This is a genomic window from Tenacibaculum haliotis (genome assembly GCF_025215075.1).
Classification (GTDB): Bacteria; Bacteroidota; Bacteroidia; order Flavobacteriales; family Flavobacteriaceae; genus Polaribacter; species Polaribacter haliotis_B.
This window is the reverse complement of sequence record NZ_JAOBTH010000029.1, coordinates 1-19,524: the sequence shown is the minus strand read 5'-3', so window position 1 is coordinate 19,524 and position 19,524 is coordinate 1. Positions and strand designations below refer to the sequence as shown.

At 31.5% G+C, this 19,524-nt stretch carries 17 protein-coding genes and 2 tRNA genes; 7 read left to right on the top strand and 12 right to left on the bottom strand.

The window, feature by feature from the left end:
* Positions 1–143 precede the first annotated feature (143 nt).
* The 5 genes from porT to N2251_RS11830 all read right to left on the bottom strand — a co-directional run bounded on the left by porT (position 144) and on the right by N2251_RS11830 (position 5,138).
* A complete protein-coding gene (gene porT / locus N2251_RS11850) occupies positions 144–845 on the bottom strand; it encodes a type IX secretion/gliding motility protein PorT/SprT (RefSeq protein WP_260586919.1) in 702 nt (233 codons plus the stop codon).
* A 1-nt stretch (position 846) separates the two neighbouring features.
* Positions 847–1,575 carry a bifunctional demethylmenaquinone methyltransferase/2-methoxy-6-polyprenyl-1,4-benzoquinol methylase UbiE gene (gene ubiE, locus N2251_RS11845; RefSeq protein ID WP_260586918.1) on the bottom strand — a complete coding sequence of 243 codons (729 nt, stop codon included), beginning with the start codon at positions 1,573–1,575 and terminating at the stop codon, positions 847–849.
* Positions 1,576–1,587: 12 nt separating this feature from the next.
* Positions 1,588–2,481: a NifU family protein gene (locus tag N2251_RS11840; RefSeq protein ID WP_260586917.1), complete on the bottom strand. Its 894-nt coding sequence runs from the start codon at positions 2,479–2,481 to the stop codon at positions 1,588–1,590.
* Positions 2,482–2,585: 104 nt separating this feature from the next.
* Positions 2,586–3,938, bottom strand: coding sequence for an OmpP1/FadL family transporter (locus N2251_RS11835; RefSeq protein WP_260586916.1), 1,353 nt, complete (start codon positions 3,936–3,938; stop codon positions 2,586–2,588).
* 33 nt (positions 3,939–3,971) lie between these two features.
* Complete coding sequence (locus tag N2251_RS11830; protein ID WP_260586915.1) at positions 3,972–5,138, bottom strand: hypothetical protein; 1,167 nt, start codon at positions 5,136–5,138, stop codon at positions 3,972–3,974.
* 146 nt (positions 5,139–5,284) lie between these two features.
* On the opposite strand from N2251_RS11830, the gene proS reads away from it, so the two are divergent.
* The 4 genes from proS (at position 5,285) to rpsT (ending at position 7,770) form a co-directional block, all read left to right on the top strand.
* Complete coding sequence (proS, locus tag N2251_RS11825) at positions 5,285–6,763, top strand: proline--tRNA ligase (protein WP_260586914.1); 1,479 nt, start codon at positions 5,285–5,287, stop codon at positions 6,761–6,763.
* A 453-nt stretch (positions 6,764–7,216) separates the two neighbouring features.
* Positions 7,217–7,288, top strand: a tRNA-Glu gene (locus N2251_RS11820).
* A gap of 123 nt (positions 7,289–7,411) precedes the next feature.
* Positions 7,412–7,483 (top strand) — tRNA-Glu (locus N2251_RS11815).
* 35 nt (positions 7,484–7,518) lie between these two features.
* Entirely contained in the window at positions 7,519–7,770 is a 252-nt protein-coding gene (rpsT, locus tag N2251_RS11810) for a 30S ribosomal protein S20 (protein ID WP_260586913.1), read from the top strand.
* Between the two features lie 416 nt (positions 7,771–8,186).
* On the opposite strand, the gene rodA is transcribed toward rpsT, so the two are convergent.
* The 7 genes from rodA to N2251_RS11775 all read right to left on the bottom strand — a co-directional run bounded on the left by rodA (position 8,187) and on the right by N2251_RS11775 (position 16,159).
* Complete coding sequence (rodA, locus tag N2251_RS11805) at positions 8,187–9,464, bottom strand: rod shape-determining protein RodA (protein WP_260586912.1); 1,278 nt, start codon at positions 9,462–9,464, stop codon at positions 8,187–8,189.
* On the bottom strand, positions 9,445–11,328 hold the full coding sequence (mrdA, locus tag N2251_RS11800) for a penicillin-binding protein 2 (protein WP_260586911.1): 1,884 nt from the start codon (positions 11,326–11,328) through the stop codon (positions 9,445–9,447). The genes rodA and mrdA overlap by 20 nt, the downstream gene beginning before the upstream one ends.
* A gap of 58 nt (positions 11,329–11,386) precedes the next feature.
* Positions 11,387–11,893, bottom strand: coding sequence for a rod shape-determining protein MreD (mreD, locus tag N2251_RS11795; protein ID WP_260586910.1), 507 nt, complete (start codon positions 11,891–11,893; stop codon positions 11,387–11,389).
* The gene (gene mreC, locus N2251_RS11790) at positions 11,886–12,707 is read right to left on the bottom strand and encodes a rod shape-determining protein MreC (protein ID WP_260586908.1); all 822 of its coding nucleotides are present in this window, start codon (positions 12,705–12,707) and stop codon (positions 11,886–11,888) included. Before mreC ends, mreD begins: the two co-directional genes overlap by 8 nt.
* A gap of 17 nt (positions 12,708–12,724) precedes the next feature.
* Positions 12,725–13,753: a rod shape-determining protein gene (locus N2251_RS11785; protein WP_260586907.1), complete on the bottom strand. Its 1,029-nt coding sequence runs from the start codon at positions 13,751–13,753 to the stop codon at positions 12,725–12,727.
* 81 nt (positions 13,754–13,834) lie between these two features.
* On the bottom strand, positions 13,835–15,361 hold the full coding sequence (purH, locus tag N2251_RS11780) for a bifunctional phosphoribosylaminoimidazolecarboxamide formyltransferase/IMP cyclohydrolase (RefSeq protein WP_260586906.1): 1,527 nt from the start codon (positions 15,359–15,361) through the stop codon (positions 13,835–13,837).
* Between the two features lie 345 nt (positions 15,362–15,706).
* The gene (locus N2251_RS11775) at positions 15,707–16,159 is read right to left on the bottom strand and encodes an XrtF-associated fRMsr-like GAF protein (RefSeq protein ID WP_260586905.1); all 453 of its coding nucleotides are present in this window, start codon (positions 16,157–16,159) and stop codon (positions 15,707–15,709) included.
* 110 nt (positions 16,160–16,269) lie between these two features.
* Between N2251_RS11775 and N2251_RS11770 the strand changes: the two genes are divergently transcribed.
* The 3 genes from N2251_RS11770 to N2251_RS11760 all read left to right on the top strand — a co-directional run bounded on the left by N2251_RS11770 (position 16,270) and on the right by N2251_RS11760 (position 19,358).
* Positions 16,270–16,680 (top strand): HYC_CC_PP family protein, encoded by a 411-nt coding sequence (locus tag N2251_RS11770; protein ID WP_260586904.1) that lies wholly within the window; start codon positions 16,270–16,272, stop codon positions 16,678–16,680.
* A gap of 133 nt (positions 16,681–16,813) precedes the next feature.
* On the top strand, positions 16,814–18,985 hold the full coding sequence (locus tag N2251_RS11765; RefSeq protein WP_260586903.1) for a TonB-dependent receptor: 2,172 nt from the start codon (positions 16,814–16,816) through the stop codon (positions 18,983–18,985).
* A 1-nt stretch (position 18,986) separates the two neighbouring features.
* Positions 18,987–19,358, top strand: a complete 372-nt coding sequence (locus N2251_RS11760) for a heavy-metal-associated domain-containing protein (RefSeq protein WP_260586902.1) — start codon at positions 18,987–18,989, stop codon at positions 19,356–19,358.
* Positions 19,359–19,524 lie beyond the last annotated feature (166 nt).

The following is a 19,524-nucleotide window of genomic DNA, read 5'->3' as shown; positions in this document are numbered from 1 at the left end:
TGTCTATAATAAAGAAGATAGATTCGGGGGGATCTATTTAATCAGTTATTTTAAATGGCTTTCGGAAACGGAAGCCATTTTTGTTTTTTAAAGTGAAGTAAAAGTAAGGCATAAAAAAAGCTACTGTAACAGTAGCTTTTTTATTATTCGAAAGATAAGTGAAGAAATACACCTCTTGTTCCTAAAAAGTCAATAGGGTCTGTCCATTGACTTAAAGGTTTGTTATCGTTTATAGCTTCGTTGTTAATTGCGAAGATTCCTCTAATAGATGGTGAGAACTTAAAGTAACTAAGATAAAAGTCTACACCAATACCAAGTTCATACATAAAGTTACTAGAGCTAGTTCTAAACTGTCCTGCAAAATTATCATTGCTATTATCTTCATTGCTAGAAAAATTATAATCGTAAGATACACCCCCTAATACATAAGGTCTTAGATTATTGACTCTATTAGTACTTAATTTAAATATTAAAGGTAAATGTAAATAGGTTGCACCTACTTCTCTTGTTTTTACATTTTCTGCTCCTGCAATATGCTTAAATCGTAACGTTTTGGTGTTTGAAATTAAACCTGGCTCAAAACGTAAATTAACATTGTTGTGTAATTTTAAATCTGCAATTAGCCCAACATTAAATCCAATAGATGACGAAACTTCTATTTCAGCGTTGCTAAATGTACTCGGTTTATACGCTACTTTGTAGCCATTATTATTTAGTCCTAAATAAAACCCGTAATGAAATATTGGTTTATCAAAACTAGGTAAGTTTAAAATTTTTTCCCTTTGCGCCTGAAAGGTTATTGTGAAAAATCCAAAAAATCCGAAAAGCAACAGTTTTTTTAACATATTATTTTAAAGCGATATAAATTGATGCAACTCCAAAAGTTACAGGTAAATTCTCTGCACTCTTAAACCCATTTTTTTGTAAAATATTGTTAAAGGCTTCTCCAAACGGAAAAGAATTAGCACTTTCTGATAAATAGGAATAAGCTACCTTGTCTTTTGAGAATATTTTACCAATGATTGGTAAAATATAATTGGTGTAAAATTTATAACCTTGTTTAAAAGGAAATTTAGTAGGGTTAGAAGTTTCTAAGACTACAAATTTACCTCCAGGTTTTAAAACACGTAATATTTCAGTTAATCCTTTGTCAAGGTTTTCAAAATTACGAACACCAAAAGAAACAGTAATAGCATCAAAAGTATTGTCTTCAAAAGGCATGTTTTCACTATCTCCAACAATCATTTCAATTTTATCACTTAAGTTAGCCTTTGCTATTTTTTGCTTACCAACTTCTAGCATTCCTGTAGAAATATCTAAACCAGTAATTTTTTTAGGATTTAATTTTGCCATCATTAAAGCCAAATCACCTGTTCCGGTAGCAATGTCTAAAATTTGTTGTGGGTTATTCTCACCAACTAATTTTACTACTTTTTTTCGCCAACTAACATCAATTCCTAATGAGATAACGCGGTTTAATCCGTCATAATCTTCAGAAATATTATCGAACATTTTGGCTACTTGTTCTTTTTTTCCTAATTCAGAATCCTTGTAGGGCTTGATTGTTTTTGACATGTAATTTTAAAATTATCCGTTAATAGCAACTACTTCGTTAATCTGATTTGGTAGCATGTCCTTTAGCATGGTTTCGATACCGTTTTTTAAAGTTACAGTTGATGATGGGCATCCGCTACATGCACCTTGTAAAATTACGCTAACTCTTTTTGTTTCTTTATCGTAAGATTGAAAGGCAATATTTCCTCCATCTGAAGCTACAGCAGGCTTTATGTATTCGTCTAAAATATCAACTATTTTAGCTTCAGTTTCTGTTAAATCTTCCTTCGGAATTTCAACATTTTGCTTTGTTTGTTGTTTCGGAAGTTCTTGTATAATTGTTTTTCCGTCTTGAATGTAGGTTCTAATAAATGAACGAATTTCTTGATGAACTTCATTCCATTCTATCATATCGTATTTTGTAATAGATACGTAGTTTTCAGAAATAAAGATTTCTTTTACAAATGAGAAACCGAATAATTCTTTTGCTAAAGGTGAAGATTTACTAGCCTCTTCAATGTTTTTAAATTCAACATCAGTTTGTGTAAGTGCTTTGTTTGAACCGAATTTCATTACTGCCGGATTCGGAGTAACTTCAGCATATACTTCAACAGCATCTTTCTTCGTTGTTTCTTCTTGTACAAGGGTATTACCTTCTTGTAAATAGTTTTCTATTTGTTCGCGAACTTCTTCTTCAACATCTTCCCACTGAACAATATCAAAACGCTGAATAGCGATGAAATTTGCAGTAATTAGTATTTTCTTTACAAAAGGAAGGTAAAAAAGTTGTTGCGCTAAAGGTGAGTTTTTAGCGTCGTCTATATTGTTAAACTCGTAACTACCACCGTTTACTAAAATTGTGTTACTTACAAATTTAAGAATGGTTTCGTTATTTGTTTCTTGTAATGTTATTTTTAATGTACTCATAGGTCGTGAAAATGAAGTGCAAAATTACGGTAAAAAACTGAGAAATGTGTATATAAAAAATCCTGCAAAAGCAGGATCTTTTATATATTTTGTTACTAGTAGAATTATAAGCTAAAAGTAAGGGTTGCAGAAATTCTAGAAGTATTGTTATTTATGTTTAAGTCATCAGTATTGTAAATACGATAAAACTGTTTGTTTTCATAGTTACTGTATGCTAAATCAAATTTCATATTTCCGAAATTATAACCTAAACCAGCAGAGTATCCTTTAATGTTATCTTTATTAGTGTTGCCTCCTAAAAGTAAGTTGGGATCTTTTTCATAATGATAACCACCGCGAACACTCATCTTATCGAAGCGCCACTCTGTACCAATATTTAAGGCTTGTGTATTTCGATAGTCATTTGCAAAGTTTGTGTTTTCTTGATTAAAATCACCATCGCTAAATTTTGTGTTTTTATAATCTTTGTAAGTATAATCTACACTAATTAAACCTTGCTTACCTAACACATAAGCACCACTTGCTGTAATTCTGCTAGGAGATTTAAATTTATAAGGATAAGCTTCTGAGCCAATAACATTAATATATTCGTTAATACTTAAATTCTTAATTTCATTCATTATTAATTCATCATAGTAATCTTCAATAACTTCTTGATACCAAGTTGGTGTTTCATAAGCCAAACCTACTCGTATGTTTTGATTGAACTTGTAAATAAAACCTAAGCCAAGTGAAAATCCGTTTCCTTGAATATAAGTTTCGGTATAACTTTCTACGTTTAAAATGTTTCCGTCAACATCATCATTAACTTCATTAAAATAACCTTCTCTGTAAAATTCTATATCATGAAAATTTAAAGAAGCTCCTACAAATAATTTGTTTTGATGTACGGCAGAGAACCCCATATTAAAAACACTTGATTGTCCTTTGGTTTTGCTAGAAACATATTGATCTATACTGGCATCAAATTGAGTTCTTGTAACTTTGTTATCGGCAAGATGCTCATTATGAATTAAGCGATTGCTATTTCCTTCAGCGGAATAAAAACCGTTAAAATCTTTTTTAATTCTGTAATTAAAACTCAAAGCAAAACGGTTCCAATCAGAATCATATGCCGTATCAAAAGAAAGAATACCTCCTGCTTGGCTAATGTCGAAGTAATTATCTTGTGAATTTGTTGTGTTTCCGTAATACATAGAAGAGTATTCGGTGTTTCGGTTACTTAAAGTCGCAGAAAACACACTTTTTTTGTTAACAGCTGCACCAGCAGGATTAATCCCGAAGGCAGAAATATCGCCTCCTAAAGCACCAAACGCTCCACTCATACTTTCATATCTGGCTGTTCCGTAATTGTCGTCTTTAGAGAATAAAATTCCTAAATCATTATAGTTTAGTGATTGAGAAAAGGCTGTATACGTACTAGCGATAAATATCGCAAGTGTTAAAATTTTTTTCATTTTTTCTTTAATTAAGTTGAAAATCTATTTGACTTAACGTCTGCTGCTTCTAGAAGATCTGTTAGAATTACTGCTCTTTGAAGGTCTAGCATTACTGCGTGAGCTTCTTGAAGAAGAAGGTGTTGAATAACTTTTTGATTTTCTAGTACTGCTTTTATTCGAAGAGTAACTTTTATTGCTTTTAGAGGGTTTATTATCTCTGCTACTATAGCTAGAAGAACTTCTTCTTGTAGATTTTCTTGATTTACTACTCCCTCTTGATGGTTCGTAGTTTCTTGAAGTGCTACTACGAGTACTTCGATTACCTCTCGTATTTTTTACAGATCTATTTCCGTTAGAGTTGTATCCTCTTGTGTATCTACTATTTGAGTCTCTTGTAGTTCTAATGCCTCTAGTAGAGCGCGTACTGTTTCTTGTATTGGTACTTTTTCTATAGGTTTTTGAAGATCTTCTTGATGAAGAATATTTTCGGTTATTAGTAGTAGTTCCTCTTCTGTAATTAGTTCCGTTTCTTCTAGAAGTTGAAGCTGTTCTGTATTTTCGATAAGAGTTTGCTCCTCTATAAGGTCGGTAATAACGATTGTTGTAATAGTTGTTACGATAGTAGCGAGGATAAGCATTATAAAAACCACCAAAACCTATGTAAAATCCATTATTATAATAATGTCCGTAATTATATGGATGCCAATAGTTGTTGTATCCCCAGCGATAATTATTGTAACGAGAACGCCACCATGGTCTGTTGTAATTGTATCCATAATAAGAATCCCACTCATTGTAATAGCCCCATCGAGGTGAGGTATTTATATTAATAACAACATCACTATTATTGCTATTGTATCCCCAAGGTTCATTGTAATTTGTATTGTTTTCAGGGTAGTCGTCATAAACAACGTCGTCCTCTTCAGTATTATAATCATCATCATTTGATGCATAATTTTCAATATCTGTAAAGATGTCTGTACCATTTAAACTCCCTAAACGTTCAACTTCTTTTATAAAGTAGTTTTCTTCATATTCTTGATGTTTATCTTCATCAACTATTATAACTCTACGTTGAGGCTGTTCTTGGTCATCAGCATAAATACCATCATCACTACCAGCAACGGTTTGCATTGTTCCGCAAGAAACAAATGTTGCTACCATAAATAATGATAGAATATAAAAAGGTAGCTTGATGTTAGTGTAATGTGTTTTCATCGCTTAAATTTTTGGGTTATAAAAACTAATTCCAAAATTGAAATGCAAAATACTATTTCTTTGTTGGGCTTGTAGCCTTTTTAATGTAGTTTTGCAGAGACAATTTACGCATAAAAAATAACAATATTTATGCCAAACTTTTGATTATGGGCAAACACTTAACAAAAAGAGACGAAGATTACTCGAAATGGTATAACGAATTGGTGGTAAAAGCCGATTTAGCTGAGAACTCAGCAGTAAGAGGGTGTATGGTAATTAAGCCCTACGGATTTGCTATTTGGGAAAAAATGCAAGCAGAATTAGACAGAATGTTTAAGGAAACAGGACATGAAAACGCATATTTCCCTTTATTTGTACCTAAAAGTTTATTTGAAGCTGAAGAAAAAAATGCAGAAGGTTTTGCGAAAGAATGTGCTGTTGTAACACATTATCGTTTGCAAGGCGATCCTGATAAACCAGGGAAATTAAGAGTAGATCCTGAAGCTAAGTTAGAAGAAGAGTTAGTGGTTCGTCCTACTTCTGAAGCAATTATATGGAATACCTATAAAGGTTGGATACAGTCATACCGCGATTTGCCTTTATTAATAAATCAATGGGCAAACGTTGTGCGTTGGGAAATGCGTACGCGTTTATTTTTACGTACAGCTGAATTTTTATGGCAAGAAGGGCATACCGCGCATGCAACAAAAGCAGAAGCTATTTCTGAAGCAAAACAAATGCAAGAAGTGTATGCAACATTTGCTGAAGACTTTATGGCGATGCCGGTTGTAAAAGGAGCTAAATCTGAAAGTGAGCGTTTTGCAGGTGCTGATGATACCTTAACTATTGAAGCATTAATGCAAGATGGAAAAGCTTTACAGGCAGGAACATCTCACTTTTTAGGTCAGAATTTTGCAAAAGCTTTTGATGTTAAATACACCTCTAAAGAAGGGAAGAAAGAACATGTTTGGGCAACTTCTTGGGGAGTTTCAACGCGTTTGATCGGTGGATTAATCATGACACATTCTGATGATGCAGGGTTGGTATTGCCTCCGAAATTAGCGCCAATTCAAGTTGTTATTGTTCCTATATACAAAGGAGAAGAGCAATTGAATGCTATTACCGAAAAAGTAGATGTAATCGTTAAAGAGTTGCGTAAAAAAGGGGTTTCTGTTAAGTTTGACAATAGAGATACTTATAGACCAGGAGCAAAATTTGCAGAATACGAATTAAAAGGTGTTCCGGTAAGAATTGCAATGGGTAACCGCGATTTAGAAAACGGTACTGTTGAAGTTGCACGTCGTGATACTTTCGAAAAACAAACGATTGCTATTGATGAAGTGGTGAATGTTGTTGCTAATCTATTAGAAGAGATTCAAGAAAGCCTATTTAAAAAAGCTTTAGATTATAGAGCAGCTCATACTACTGAAGTTACCACTTTTGATGAGTTTAAAGATGTAATAGAGAATAAAGGAGGTTTCGTATCTGCTCACTGGGACGGAACGACTGAGACAGAAGATAAGATTCAGGAATTAACAAAAGCAACCATTAGGTGTATTCCTAATGACGCTAAGGAGGAAGTAGGGAAGTGTATATTTACAGGAAATCCATCCTCTAAGAGAGTTCTTTTTGCGAAAGCATATTAATATAAATAAATAACCCTGCTCTTGCAGGGTTATTTATTTGTAAAAGGTAAGAAAAGCAGTATGTTATTCTCGGTGGTTTTAATAATAGTTTATTGCTTATAGCGTAACTCTGAATAATATATTCGCTATTAATTTTAAATTAGAAAGTTTGTATTAAACAAGATTTTTAAGATTAAATAAAGTGCTTTTATATTTTGATATTTTTTAATAATAGATTTTTACGGTAAAAACAGCATCAATGAATATTGTTTTTATTGTAAATTTACCTTTTGTTTGCTATGATTGTTTTGTTTCTGATGAAATTTAATCCGAAATATATGAGGGTTAATTTTCATGTTTAGAGGATGCTATGAAGCATGTGAAATAAAAAATAAATAAAAAAACAAAAAAGCTTTGTGCAAATAAAAAACTGTTGTTATATTTGCACCCGCAATCAGAAAAACTGATTGTTCTGGTCCGTTCGTCTAGGGGTTAGGACGCATGGTTTTCATCCATGTAACACGGGTTCGATTCCCGTACGGACTACAAGTTTTAATTAGTGTTTTTAAAGAGTTTAAATGTTTTAATAAACTACTAATTAAAAAATAAAATTATTGCAAATATCAAAAAGTATTGTATATTTGCACCCGCAATCAGAATGATTGTTTTGGTCCGTTCGTCTAGGGGTTAGGACGCATGGTTTTCATCCATGTAACACGGGTTCGATTCCCGTACGGACTACAAAGTTTTTTATAAACAATTAAGAATCTAGTATAATGGCAAATCACAAGTCAGCAATAAAAAGAATTAGAAGTAACGACGCAAAACGTTTAAGAAACAAATATCAGCATAAAACAACTCGTAATGCTGTTAGGAGATTAAAAGCGTCTGAAGACAAGAAGGAAGCAGAAGGTATGTTTTCTACTGTTGTATCTATGTTAGATAAATTAGCAAAGAACAATATTATTCATAAGAATAAAGCAGCAAACTTAAAGTCTAAATTAGCTAAACACGTTGCAGCTTTATAAGACCTTTAAATTATTGCATTATCCCAAATAATTGAAATAAATTATAAAAGGATTAAAATTTAAGACCTGAACAATATACTTATTGTTCAGGTTTTTTTGTTTGTAATATGAATGATTATTTATACTCAGATTTGGAATCAGTGCCAAAAAGGGATCATTCTCAAAAGTTGTGTGTGAATTGAAATTAAGAGTACGGTTTTTGTATTTAAAAAGAATTAAGACTAATTGCTGAGGTTAATATAAGAGGGAAAATTCTATGTTTTTTACACCTCTAAACTGTGCTCTGAAGGTTTTTATTTTAATATTGAATGATGCTGATGAAGTATTTATACGATCAGTACCAAAAGTTGTAGGATTTAATAACTATCTATTTTAGGTCCATTTTTTGATTCTTAAAAAGAACTATTATTTCAGCTTTACCAATCGTATTTTCTGTGAGCATCTAGGCGAATAAAAATAAATAGTAGCAGGGTAAATCCCCATAAGGATGAACCTCCGTAACTAAAAAAAGGTAAAGGAATACCAATAGTAGGTAATAAGCCTATAACCATACCAATGTTTACTATTAAATGGAAAAAAATAATAGAAGCGATACCATAGCCGTATATTCTTCCAAACTTATTAGTTTGCCTTTCGGATAAATAAATAATTCGGTATAGTAAAAACATAAAGAGAATTATTACAGAAGAGCTTCCTAAAAATCCCCATTCTTCACCAACGGTACTATAAATATAATCGGTTTCCTGCTCAGGAACAAACTTACCTTGAGTTCTGTCTCCTTGTAAAAAACCTTTACCCAATAAACCTCCTGAGCTAATTGTTAATTCTGATTGGTAGGTGTTGTAACCTTTATTCTTAAGATCTGTTGTTTTTCCTAATAGAATATCAAATCTGTCTTTTTGATGAGGTTCTAATATGTTATCGTAAGTATATCCAATTGCGAAAATAAACAAACTGGTTAGTATATATGTACTTATTATTTTAAACGCATTAAAACGAATAAAACGTTTGTCTTTATAGAATCCGTAAATGATTGCTAGTGTAATAATTGCGAAGCAAATTATAAGAACCGAATTTGCTCCAAAATAGATGGTTCCTATAAACAGAATTATAGATGTTGTCCCAAATACTAAATATACTAAACTTAATCCCTCTCTGTTTAAAACAAAAAAGAAAGCAAAATAAATTAAAACAGAACCCATATCTGGCTGTAAGGCAATGAAAAAAGCAGGTAAAAATATTACGATAAATGTTTTTGCTTGATTTTTAATTAGTTTTAAGTTGTATTTACGATCACTCATTAATTTAGCGAGTGCTAGTGCGGTAAAAGCTTTCGCAAATTCTGATGGCTGTAAGCCGATGCCTCCAAAGTTGTACCAAGATGTTGCTCCGTTAATTTTTTTTCCGAAAACAAAAACTCCTGCTAATAGGACTAAGGAAAATATGTATAAAACACTTGCAAATTGTTCGTAAAACTTAGAGTTGAAAAATAAAATTAAAATAATAACAGGTACTGTTAAGCATATAAATATTAATTGCTTACCGTATTTGGTAGAAAAATCGAATATTTCTCTAGTGTCATCTGTAGATGAGGATGCGTAAATATTCATCCATCCAAAACCAACAAGTATGATGTATATAAAAACAAGCATCCAGTCGATGCCTTCAAAAATGTTATTTCGTTCCTGGCGCAAGGGTATCTTTCTTTTTAATTAATTTGTCATACTCTTTCTGAAGACTCATATTAATCATGCGTTCTTCAAGATATTTTTTAGTAACTGAACCTTTAATATATTTTTCTATCATTAGGCTTGTTATCGGAGCAGCTATTGTTGAGCCATAACCACCGTTTTCAATATAAACAGCCATGGCTATTTGTGGGTTTTCTTTTGGTGCAAAAGCGATTAAGATGGAGTGATCTTGTGCTTGTACTTTTTCGCCATCAATAATTTTAATTTTATTTTCGGCAGTTCCTGTTTTTCCACAGATGTCAATTCCTTTTATTTGATGCCATTTTGCAGTTCCGTATGTAAAAACCTCGTGCATTGCATCAATTGCAATAGGAAAATGCTTCGGATCGATAGTTGTATTTCTCCGGGTTAAATAAGCTGAATCTATAACTGTTTTATTATCAATTTTCTTTACAATATGTGGTGTGTAAAAATAACCTCTGTTTGCAATTGCAGCTGTCATATTTGCTAATTGCATTGGGGTGGTTAATATTTCACCTTGTCCTATTGAGTTTGAAATGGTATAGGTAGAATGCCATCTGTTTTTATACCATTTGTTGTAAAATTCGGCATCAGGAATTTTTCCTTTTCTTCCCGCAGGTAAATCATAGCCTAAATAATTACCCAAACCAAAGCTTTCTATGTGTTTGTTCCAATTATCCATGCCTTCTTTTGGATCACCTGTTTTATCTATAATTTTTTTATAAGTGGTAGCAAAATAACTATTACACGATTTGGCAATTGCTGTTTTTAAACGGATTCGCCTTCCTGTAATTCCACAATGACATTTCATGAATTCATTTTTACGTTTTCCGTAACGATATCCATGATGACAATACACTCCAAAATCTTTATCAATAACTTCTTCCTGTAAACCAATTAAACCATTGAGGATTTTAAAAGGAGAACCAGGAGGGTACATTGCTTGTAATCCACGATCAAAAGTTGGCATATTAATGGTGTCATTAAAAAGTTTTCTTGAATTGGGCGATCTTTTTCGTCCCACTAATAAGTTAGGGTCATAAGAGGGCGCGGTAATAAGTGCAAGAATTTCACCGGTTTTGGGTTCGATTGCGACAATACCACCTCTTTTTCCTTTCATTAATAATTCTCCATATTGTTGTAATTCACTATCAATAGTTAATGTTAAATCTTTACCTGTTACCGCAAGTGTATCGTATTTTCCTTCTTTGTAAGAGCCGGTAATTTTATTTAAATTATTTCTTTTAAAACGTTTTTTACCTTTAACGCCTCTAAGAATTGTTTCATATTGTTTTTCTACGCCAAGTTTTCCAATTAATTCTCCTTGTTCGTAGTAATTATTTGTTCTTGCTTTTCGTTCATTTACTTCAGCAATAAAACCTAAAATATTAGCACCAGTTTTAATTGGGTAATCTCTAATAATACGTTTCTGAATATAAAACCCCTTGTATTTTGGTAACTTTTCTTGCAAATACGCAAAGTCTTCTTTTGCTAATTGCTTAAGGAATTTTGAAGGAAGCCAACGTGCAAATTTTTCAGCTTTTTTAAAACGTTTTTTAAAATCTTCTTTAGTTATTTTTAAAAGTGAGCAAAACTCTGTAGTATCTAAAGGCATTACGTCTTTAGGAACTACCATTACGTCGTATGATAATTGATTTGCTACTAGTAACTTTCCGTTTCTATCGTATACATACCCACGTTCAGGATAATCATATTCAATTTTAATAGCAGAACTTTGTATCGGATTTAGGTTTCCTCCGCGAACAATTTGTAGCTGAAATAATCTAACAATGTAAATTAATCCAACAAGTGTAATTAAAAATATAAGTAAGAAACTTCGTTTCATTTATTATTCTTTGTTGTTTTTAAGGTCGAAAAGCAACAATTATCACCAAACGAGTACTTTAGGTTAGTTTTTTTCTAAAAATAAAACTTCCTAGAAAATACAAGATTAATGTAAATGCACTTGAATAAATTGTGGTTATCAACACTTTTGATAAATTGTAAAAACTAAAATTAATCAAACTAAATAAGATGAAGTGGTGAATGAGTGTTAAAATTACAACATAATTAAAAACTTTTCCAAATGATTCGAGTCTTAAATTGAATAATAAAAAATCGGTTTCGTTTTTTTTAAATATAGCTTTAATAAAAAAGAATCTTATATAGGCAATAAATAGTATTGAAAACGCATGTATTCCGCCTGAGTTTGAAAATGCATCAACACATAATCCAAGTAAAAAAGCAACACTTAAAAAAGGGATTCTATTTGTTTTTAAAGGGTATAAAAAGATAAAAGTAATGTATAAGTATGGATTTATATAGCCTAAAAATAAAATGTTATTTAGCACAAGAACTTGTAGTAGTAACAAGAAAATAAATAGAAATATGATATAAACGGTCTTATTCATTTTGTTTCTCTACTCTTTTTATTTCCTCTTTATTAAGGTTTGTGATTATATAAGTGTTCCTTAGGTTAGACATGTCGTTAAATAATTTAACTTCAATTGTATTAGAGGCTGATAGCTTTTCTGGAATCTCACTAATGGTTCCTATTAAAATTCCTTTAGGAAAAATAGTTGATTTACCTCCAGTGATAATAGTATCTCCAATTTTTAAAACTGCTTGACGTGGTATGTCTGTTAATTGAACAGTGTTATAATTTTCCCCATTCCATTTTAACGTTCCATAATAATTACTGTTTTTAAATCCAGCATTAATATTGCTTTTTGTATTTAAAATAGACTGAACTCTTGCAAATTCCTGGTCAACATTATCCGTTATTCCAATAAGTCCTTTACTGTTAGCAACAGCCATTTCTGTTGTAATTCCATGTTTTTTGCCTCTATTTAAAGTGATGAAATTATTAGGCTTATTGTAAGAGTTGTTTATTATTTGACCATTAATATATAAAAATTTTTGATTAGTACTTGTGATATTAGCACTCGTATTTATGGTATCAATAGCTGTGTAAAGTTGTTCTAATTTATTTTTTAAAGCAGTATTTTCTTCAAAAAGAGCTATGTTTCTTTCTTTTAATTTAAAGTATTCTGAAAGGTTAGAAGATTTTTGGTAGAAACCACCTGTAATAAAATTAGTAGAACTGATGAGTTTGCTTTTGTGAAAAGCATGATTGTTAAAGATTAATGCAACAGCAATAATTTCGAGAAAGAGAAAAAACAAAAAGGTTTTATACCTCCGAAAGAAATAAATAAGCTGTTGCATAAAAAATCATTCAAAATTTATTTGATCAATACAGATTTGTATTTTTCAAGGTTTTTTAAAGCAATACCTGTTCCACGTACAACTGCACGTAAAGGATCTTCAGCAATATAAACAGGTAAATCTGTTTTTCTAGATAAACGTTTGTCTAAACCTCTAAGCATAGAACCTCCACCAGCTAAGTATATACCCGTGTTATAAATATCTGCCGCTAATTCAGGAGGTGTTTTAGATAGTGTTTCCATAACAGCATCTTCAATACGTAATATCGATTTGTCTAATGCTTTTGCAATTTCTCTATAAGATACTTGCACTTGTTTTGGTTTTCCGCTTAATAAATCACGTCCTTGCACCATCATATCTTCAGGTGGATTGTCTAAATCTTCAGTTGCAGAACCTATTTGTATTTTTATTTTTTCAGCAGTAGTTTCTCCTACATGTAAATTATGTTGTGTACGCATGTAATACATAATATCGCTTGTAAATAAATCACCTGCAACTTTTACAGATTGATCACAAACAATACCAGCAAGTGCAATTACAGCAATTTCTGTAGTACCACCACCTATATCAATAATCATGTTTCCTTTAGGTTCCATAATATCAACACCAACACCAATTGCAGCAGCCATTGGTTCAAAAATTAAGTAAATTTCTTTGGCATTCATATGACGACCCGAATCAATAACCGCACGTTTTTCTACCTCTGTAATTCCAGAAGGGATACAAATAACCATTCGTAATGAAGGTGGAAAAAAACGCTTTTTGATAGCCGGAATCTGCTTTACAAATTCTTTAATCATTTCTTCGGATGCCTGAAAATCTGCAATTACTCCATCTTTTAACGGACGAATAGTTTTTATGTTCTCGTGAGTTTTTCCTTGCATTCTATTTGCTTCATGACCGGTAGCAATAATTTTACCAGTCAATCGGTTACGAGCAACAATAGAAGGGTTGTCGATGACAACTTTACCATTGTGGATGATCAGGGTGTTTGCAGTTCCTAAATCTACTGCAATATCTTCTGTCATAAAATCGAAAAATCCCATATAAACGCCGTTGTTTTTACTTATTTTAATGTATTCTCACAAATCTATGAAAAAATATGTGGTATTTTACATTGAATTTAATTAATGTTTAAAATGTCTTGTTCCTGTAAAAACCATAGAAACATTGTTGTTGTTACAATAATCAATACTTAATTGATCTTTGATAGAACCTCCTGGCTGAATTACACTTTGTATTCCTACGTTATTTGCAATTTCTACACAGTCTGGGAAAGGGAAGAAAGCATCACTTGCCATAACCGCGCCTTTTAAATCGAAATTAAAACTAGTTGCCTTTGCGATTGCTTGTGTTAACGCATCAACTCTGCTTGTTTGACCAGTTCCACCAGCAAGTAGTTGTTTGTTTTTTACCAAAATAATCGTATTCGATTTTGTGTTTTTACACAGTTTTGAAGCAAATAATAAATCATCTAACTCACTTTCAGATGGTTTTGTATTTGTTGGGTAAGATAAATCTTCTAATTTATCAGTAATATTATCTTTATCTTGTATTAAAACTCCGTTTAAAGCAGTTCTAACAGTTTGTGTTGGTAATGCTACTTCTTTCTGAATTAATAAAACCCTGTTTTTCTTTCCTTTTAAAATGGCTAAAGCATCTGCATCGTAAGAGGGTGCAATAACTACCTCACAAAATAATTTATGAATTTCTTCGGCAGTAGCTTTATCAATTTTAGTATTTGATATTAAAACGCCTCCAAAAGCAGAAGTAGGATCACCTGCTAAGGCATCTACATAGGCTTGGTGAATTGTTTTTCGCTGTGCAAATCCACAAGCGTTATTGTGCTTTAAAATAGCAAATGTTGGTGCTTCACCCGAAAATTCGTTTATTAAGTTAACTGCGGCATCAACATCTAAAAGATTGTTGTAACTTAATTCTTTACCGTGTAGTTTATCAAACATCGCCTCTAAATCACCAAAGAAATACCCTTTTTGATGTGGGTTTTCACCATATCTTAAAGTTTTAGAATTGGTTTCACTTGCTTTGTATACAACTTCATCTTCATTAAAATAATTAAAGATAGCCGTATCGTAATGAGAAGAAATATTAAAAGCTTTCGCAGCTAATTTTTTTCTATCATTAATTGATGTATTTCCGTTACTCTTTGTAATAAGGCTTAAAAAATCACTGTACTGCTCCATTGAAGAAACAAGTACTGTATCTTTAAAGTTTTTTGCAGCTGCGCGGATTAATGAAATTCCTCCGATATCAATTTTTTCAATAATATCTTGTTCTGGAGCTCCAGAAGCTACTGTTTTTTCAAAAGGATATAAATCTACAATTACTAAATCTAATTGAGGAATATTATACTCTTGCATTTCTGCAACATCACCTTCATGATCTTGTCTATTTAATATTCCTCCAAAAACTTTTGGATGTAATGTTTTTACGCGTCCTCCTAAAATTGAAGGGTATGAAGTTACTTCCTCAACAGGTACTACGTTAATTCCTAATTCTTGAATGAATTTTTCTGTTCCTCCGGTAGAATAAATAGTAACACCTAGCTCGTTAAGTTTTTTTACAATAGGGGCTAATCCGTCTTTATGAAATACCGAAATAAGGGCCGATTTAATAGTTTTTGTATTGCTCATTGTTGTTGTGTTGTTAAGCAAGCAAAGCTACTAAAACAGTAAGGGTTACACAATAATTATTTTGGCTTATTACTAAACAAAAACACCACCAAATCTCTAAGAGGTTTGGTGGTGTTTTTTTATGAAAAATGTAACAATATTATTCCGCGTTTTCTAAGAAATCATGAAACCATAATGTGAATTTTTCTAATAAAGATTTTTGATTTTTTGTACGAGAGTTAGGATTGCCTAACACAGCGTAAGAGGGATATTCTTTGGTACTCATAATTTAGGGGATTATGTTGGGTTAAATAAGAATACAAACCTAAGGATAAAAAACCTAATAATCAAACGTTTACGTGAAATTTATATAAAAGAAGCGACTTTTTTACAAACATACTCTAATAATTCTTCGTCATTTGCCGTAAAAGGGTTAACAGTATGAGAGTCAATATCTATTTGACCAATGTTCTCGTTGTTAACAAAAATTGGTATTACAATTTCAGATTTCACCTTCCAACCACAAGAAATATAATTATCTTGTTCTTTAGTATCTTGTACTACGAAATTTTCATTACTAACCGCAACTTGCCCGCAAATACCTTTTCCGAAAGGGATAATTGTGTGCTCAGTAGGTTCGCCATTAAACTCTGCTAATTTAAGTTCTTCTTTATCGCCATTTTTAAAGTAAAAACCTACCCAATCGTAATATGAAACTTCAGTAGCTAAGTAATCGCAAATTTGCTGTAATTTAGCTCCTTTAACAACGTTGCTTTCAGTTATCTTATCTATATTGTTTTTTAATTCTTGTAAATTCATTGTAAATGAGTTTTATAATCTTATTCGTAATTTGAATTAAGAGCTTACAAAAATAGTTTTAACAATTGTTTTAAAAAACAAATTTTTAATTTTTCGTATCTTTGCATTCAATGAAACAAGTATTTACTAAAATAGTAACCATAACATTAGCCTTTTTGGTGTTGTTTTCTACCTTTTCTTTTACGGTGGCTAAGCATTATTGTGGCGACTTTTTAGTGGATGTTTCGTATGTTGGAGAAGCAGGTAGTTGTAATAAAGATAAGAAAGACGATTGCGGAACTGTAATAAAGAAAAAGAAGTGTTGTAAAGATGAAGTCTCTCAAATTGATGGACAGGATGATTTACGGAAAGTTACTTCAGAAAAAATAAGCTTCAAGGAAGCTAAATTTATTTTATCTTTTTGTGCTTCTTCTAAATTATTGTTTCAAAGTTTAGAGAAACAATCTTTAACTCACCAATATTATTCTCCGCCTGATTTAGTTTTAGATATTCAGGTGCTTCACGAAGTGTTTATCATATGATTTTATAATTCTTTTTAATAAAAATGAATTGTAAAACTTAATATGATATAAAATAATGAAAATAAATATATTCAGTATTTTAATACTGATATCTAGTGTCACCTTTTCACAAGAAAAGTTTAAAGGGATGATTATGGATAAAAACGGGCCTAAAGATAATTTAGGTGTTTACGGCGCAAGTGTTCATTGGTTGAATACAAATGTAGGCGTAACAACAAACGAAAAAGGATGGTTTACAATACCATATCAGCAAAAAAACAAGAAATTAGTTATTAGTTTTGTAGGTTTTAAAACGGATACAATCACGATTAATTCGTTAAAACCAATCCATCATTTTTTAACAGAAAGCAATACTTTAAAAGAGATAACTGTTAAATCTAAAAAAAGTGCTACGCAAAAATCGTATTTACAAGCTCAAAATGTAATGATGATTAATAGTGCCGAATTGTTAAAGGCAGCTTGTTGTAATTTAGCAGAGAGTTTTGAAACCAACCCGTCAATAGACGTTAATTATTCTGATGCATTAACAGGTACAAAGCAAATTCAAATGTTGGGTTTAACGAGTCCGTATTTGTTAATTACGCAAGAAAATATTCCATCTATAAGAGGTGCATCACAAGCATTCGGGCTCTCTTTTACCCCGGGTACTTGGGTAGAAAGTATTCAAATAACAAAAGGAGCAGGTAGTGTTGTAAATGGTTACGAAAGTATTTCTGGACAAATAAATGCCGAATTAGTTAAGCCATATACGAATCACCGATTTTTTGTAAACGCCTACGGTTCAGCTGGAGGTAGAATGGAATTTAACACGCATCTTAACCAAAAAGTAAGTGACAAGTGGCAAACTGGCTTATATGTTCACGGTAATTATAGAGGTGAAAAGTTTGATAAAAATGAGGATAATTTTTTAGATAATCCGCTAGCAAAACAAATTAATATCATGAACCGTTGGCAGTATGTAGATGCGCAAAAAGGATGGGTGAGTTTTATTAATTTTAGATATTTAGATGATCAGAAGCAAGTAGGTGAAGTTGATTTTAACCCTGATACAGATAAAGGGGCTACTACTGTTTGGGGAAGTGAAATTAAAACAAAACGTTTTGATACTTCTGCTAAATTAGGGTATGTTTTTCCTGATTTACCTTTTCAGAGTATGGGAATACAGGCTGCGTATAGTAATCATAAACAAGATTCTTATTTTGGATTAAGTGACTATAATATTCAGCATCAAAGTTTTTTTAGTAGCTTTATTTTTAATTCAATTATCGGTGATACTAGAAATAAATTCAAAACAGGACTTAGTTTTACTTATGATAAATATGACGAGTTTGTAAACGTTACTACGGCAAATAATTATGACCGTAAAGAAAATTCTGTTGGTGCTTTTTTTGAATATGCTTATGATAATGCTGATGATATAAGTATAACTGCGGGATTAAGAATTGATACACATAATATATTAGGAACTTTTGTAACGCCTCGTTTACATATTCGCTATGCGCCTTGGGAACAAGGAGTTTTTAGAACATCGATAGGGAAAGGAAGAAGAAGTGCTAATATTTTTGCTGAAAATCAACAATTTTTTGCATCTTCAAGACAAGTTAATATTGATGGTGTAGGAGGTAAGGTTTATGGCTTAAATCCGGAAACAGCTTGGAATTACGGAGTGTCTTTTTTGCAGGGTTATAAGTTATTTGGCAAAAAAGGTGATATTACTTTTGATTTCTATAGAACAGATTTCGAAAATCAAGTTGTGGTAGATTGGGAAAATCCGCAGGAAATATCTTTTTATAATTTGGACGGAAAAAGTGTTGCTAATAGTTTTCAGTTAGAGGTAAATCAAAATATAGTACCGTATTTTAATACCCGTTTTTCATACAAATACTACGATGTAAACACGGATTTTAAATCAGGGAATTTAGATAAAGCATTACAGGCAAAACATCGATTTTTTGCAAATGTTTCTTATGAGACAGAGAAAAAGGAAAACGATTCACATTGGAAATTTGATGTTACTTATAATTGGATAGGAAAACAACGTTTGCCAAACACGCAATCAAATCCAGCTCAATATAGATTGCCAGAATTTTCAAAAAGTTATAATTTATTAAACACTCAAATAACAAAAGTGTTTTCTAAAAAGTTTGAATTATATGCGGGAGCAGAAAATATAACAAACTATAAACAAAAAAATCCGATATTAGGAAGCGATAATCCTTTTGGTTCAAATTTTGATACCACAATTATATATGCGCCCGTATTTGGAAGTAATTATTATGCAGGTTTAAGATTTAAAATAGATTAAGATGAAAAAAATAGTATTAGTAATAGCGGTTTTGTTGATGAGTATCTCTTTATCAGCACAAAAAAAGAAGAAAAATGCCAAAATATCTATGGATGTTGATGGTGTTTGTATGATGTGTAAAGGACGTATTGAAAAGGCAGCTTTAAATAGTAAAGGTGTAAAATACGCGCAATGGAATGTGCAAACGCATGAGTTAAAATTAATTATTGATGAACGTAAAACGGATGTTAAAACGATTCAGCAAAATGTAGCAAATGTTGGTCATGATACAAAAGCAATAAAAGCAACAAAAGAAGCTTACGATGGTTTGCATCCTTGTTGTAAGTATCGAAGTGAAGAAATACAAGATGATCATAAAAAAGAAAAGAAGTAAATAAAAAAATCCCGAGTTTTAAACGAGGGCACTGAAAAAGTCCTCAAGACTAAATTAAAAGGAGTAGAAAGTAAAAACTTTTTACTCCTTTTTTCGTATCTTAAAAAAGTAAAATAATGCTTTTATAGATGCTGGTTCAACAACAAGAAATTCAATTTAGTCAATA

Excerpts from the sequence above, each read along its gene's own strand:
- mreD (WP_260586910.1), bottom strand. The coding sequence starts at position 11,893 with ATGAATAAGACCGTTTATATCATATTTCTATTTATTTTCTTGTTACTA.
- proS (WP_260586914.1), top strand. The coding sequence starts at position 5,285 with ATGGGCAAACACTTAACAAAAAGAGACGAAGATTACTCGAAATGGTAT.
- N2251_RS11770 (WP_260586904.1), top strand. The coding sequence starts at position 16,270 with ATGAAACAAGTATTTACTAAAATAGTAACCATAACATTAGCCTTTTTG.
- N2251_RS11835 (WP_260586916.1), bottom strand. The coding sequence starts at position 3,938 with ATGAAAAAAATTTTAACACTTGCGATATTTATCGCTAGTACGTATACA.
- N2251_RS11765 (WP_260586903.1), top strand. The coding sequence starts at position 16,814 with ATGGATAAAAACGGGCCTAAAGATAATTTAGGTGTTTACGGCGCAAGT.
- N2251_RS11840 (WP_260586917.1), bottom strand. The coding sequence starts at position 2,481 with ATGAGTACATTAAAAATAACATTACAAGAAACAAATAACGAAACCATT.
- mreC (WP_260586908.1), bottom strand. The coding sequence starts at position 12,707 with ATGCAACAGCTTATTTATTTCTTTCGGAGGTATAAAACCTTTTTGTTT.
- rpsT (WP_260586913.1), top strand. The coding sequence starts at position 7,519 with ATGGCAAATCACAAGTCAGCAATAAAAAGAATTAGAAGTAACGACGCA.
- purH (WP_260586906.1), bottom strand. The coding sequence starts at position 15,361 with ATGAGCAATACAAAAACTATTAAATCGGCCCTTATTTCGGTATTTCAT.
- N2251_RS11785 (WP_260586907.1), bottom strand. The coding sequence starts at position 13,753 with ATGGGATTTTTCGATTTTATGACAGAAGATATTGCAGTAGATTTAGGA.
- N2251_RS11775 (WP_260586905.1), bottom strand. The coding sequence starts at position 16,159 with ATGAATTTACAAGAATTAAAAAACAATATAGATAAGATAACTGAAAGC.
- N2251_RS11830 (WP_260586915.1), bottom strand. The coding sequence starts at position 5,138 with ATGAAAACACATTACACTAACATCAAGCTACCTTTTTATATTCTATCA.
- mrdA (WP_260586911.1), bottom strand. The coding sequence starts at position 11,328 with ATGAAACGAAGTTTCTTACTTATATTTTTAATTACACTTGTTGGATTA.
- N2251_RS11760 (WP_260586902.1), top strand. The coding sequence starts at position 18,987 with ATGAAAAAAATAGTATTAGTAATAGCGGTTTTGTTGATGAGTATCTCT.
- ubiE (WP_260586918.1), bottom strand. The coding sequence starts at position 1,575 with ATGTCAAAAACAATCAAGCCCTACAAGGATTCTGAATTAGGAAAAAAA.
- porT (WP_260586919.1), bottom strand. The coding sequence starts at position 845 with ATGTTAAAAAAACTGTTGCTTTTCGGATTTTTTGGATTTTTCACAATA.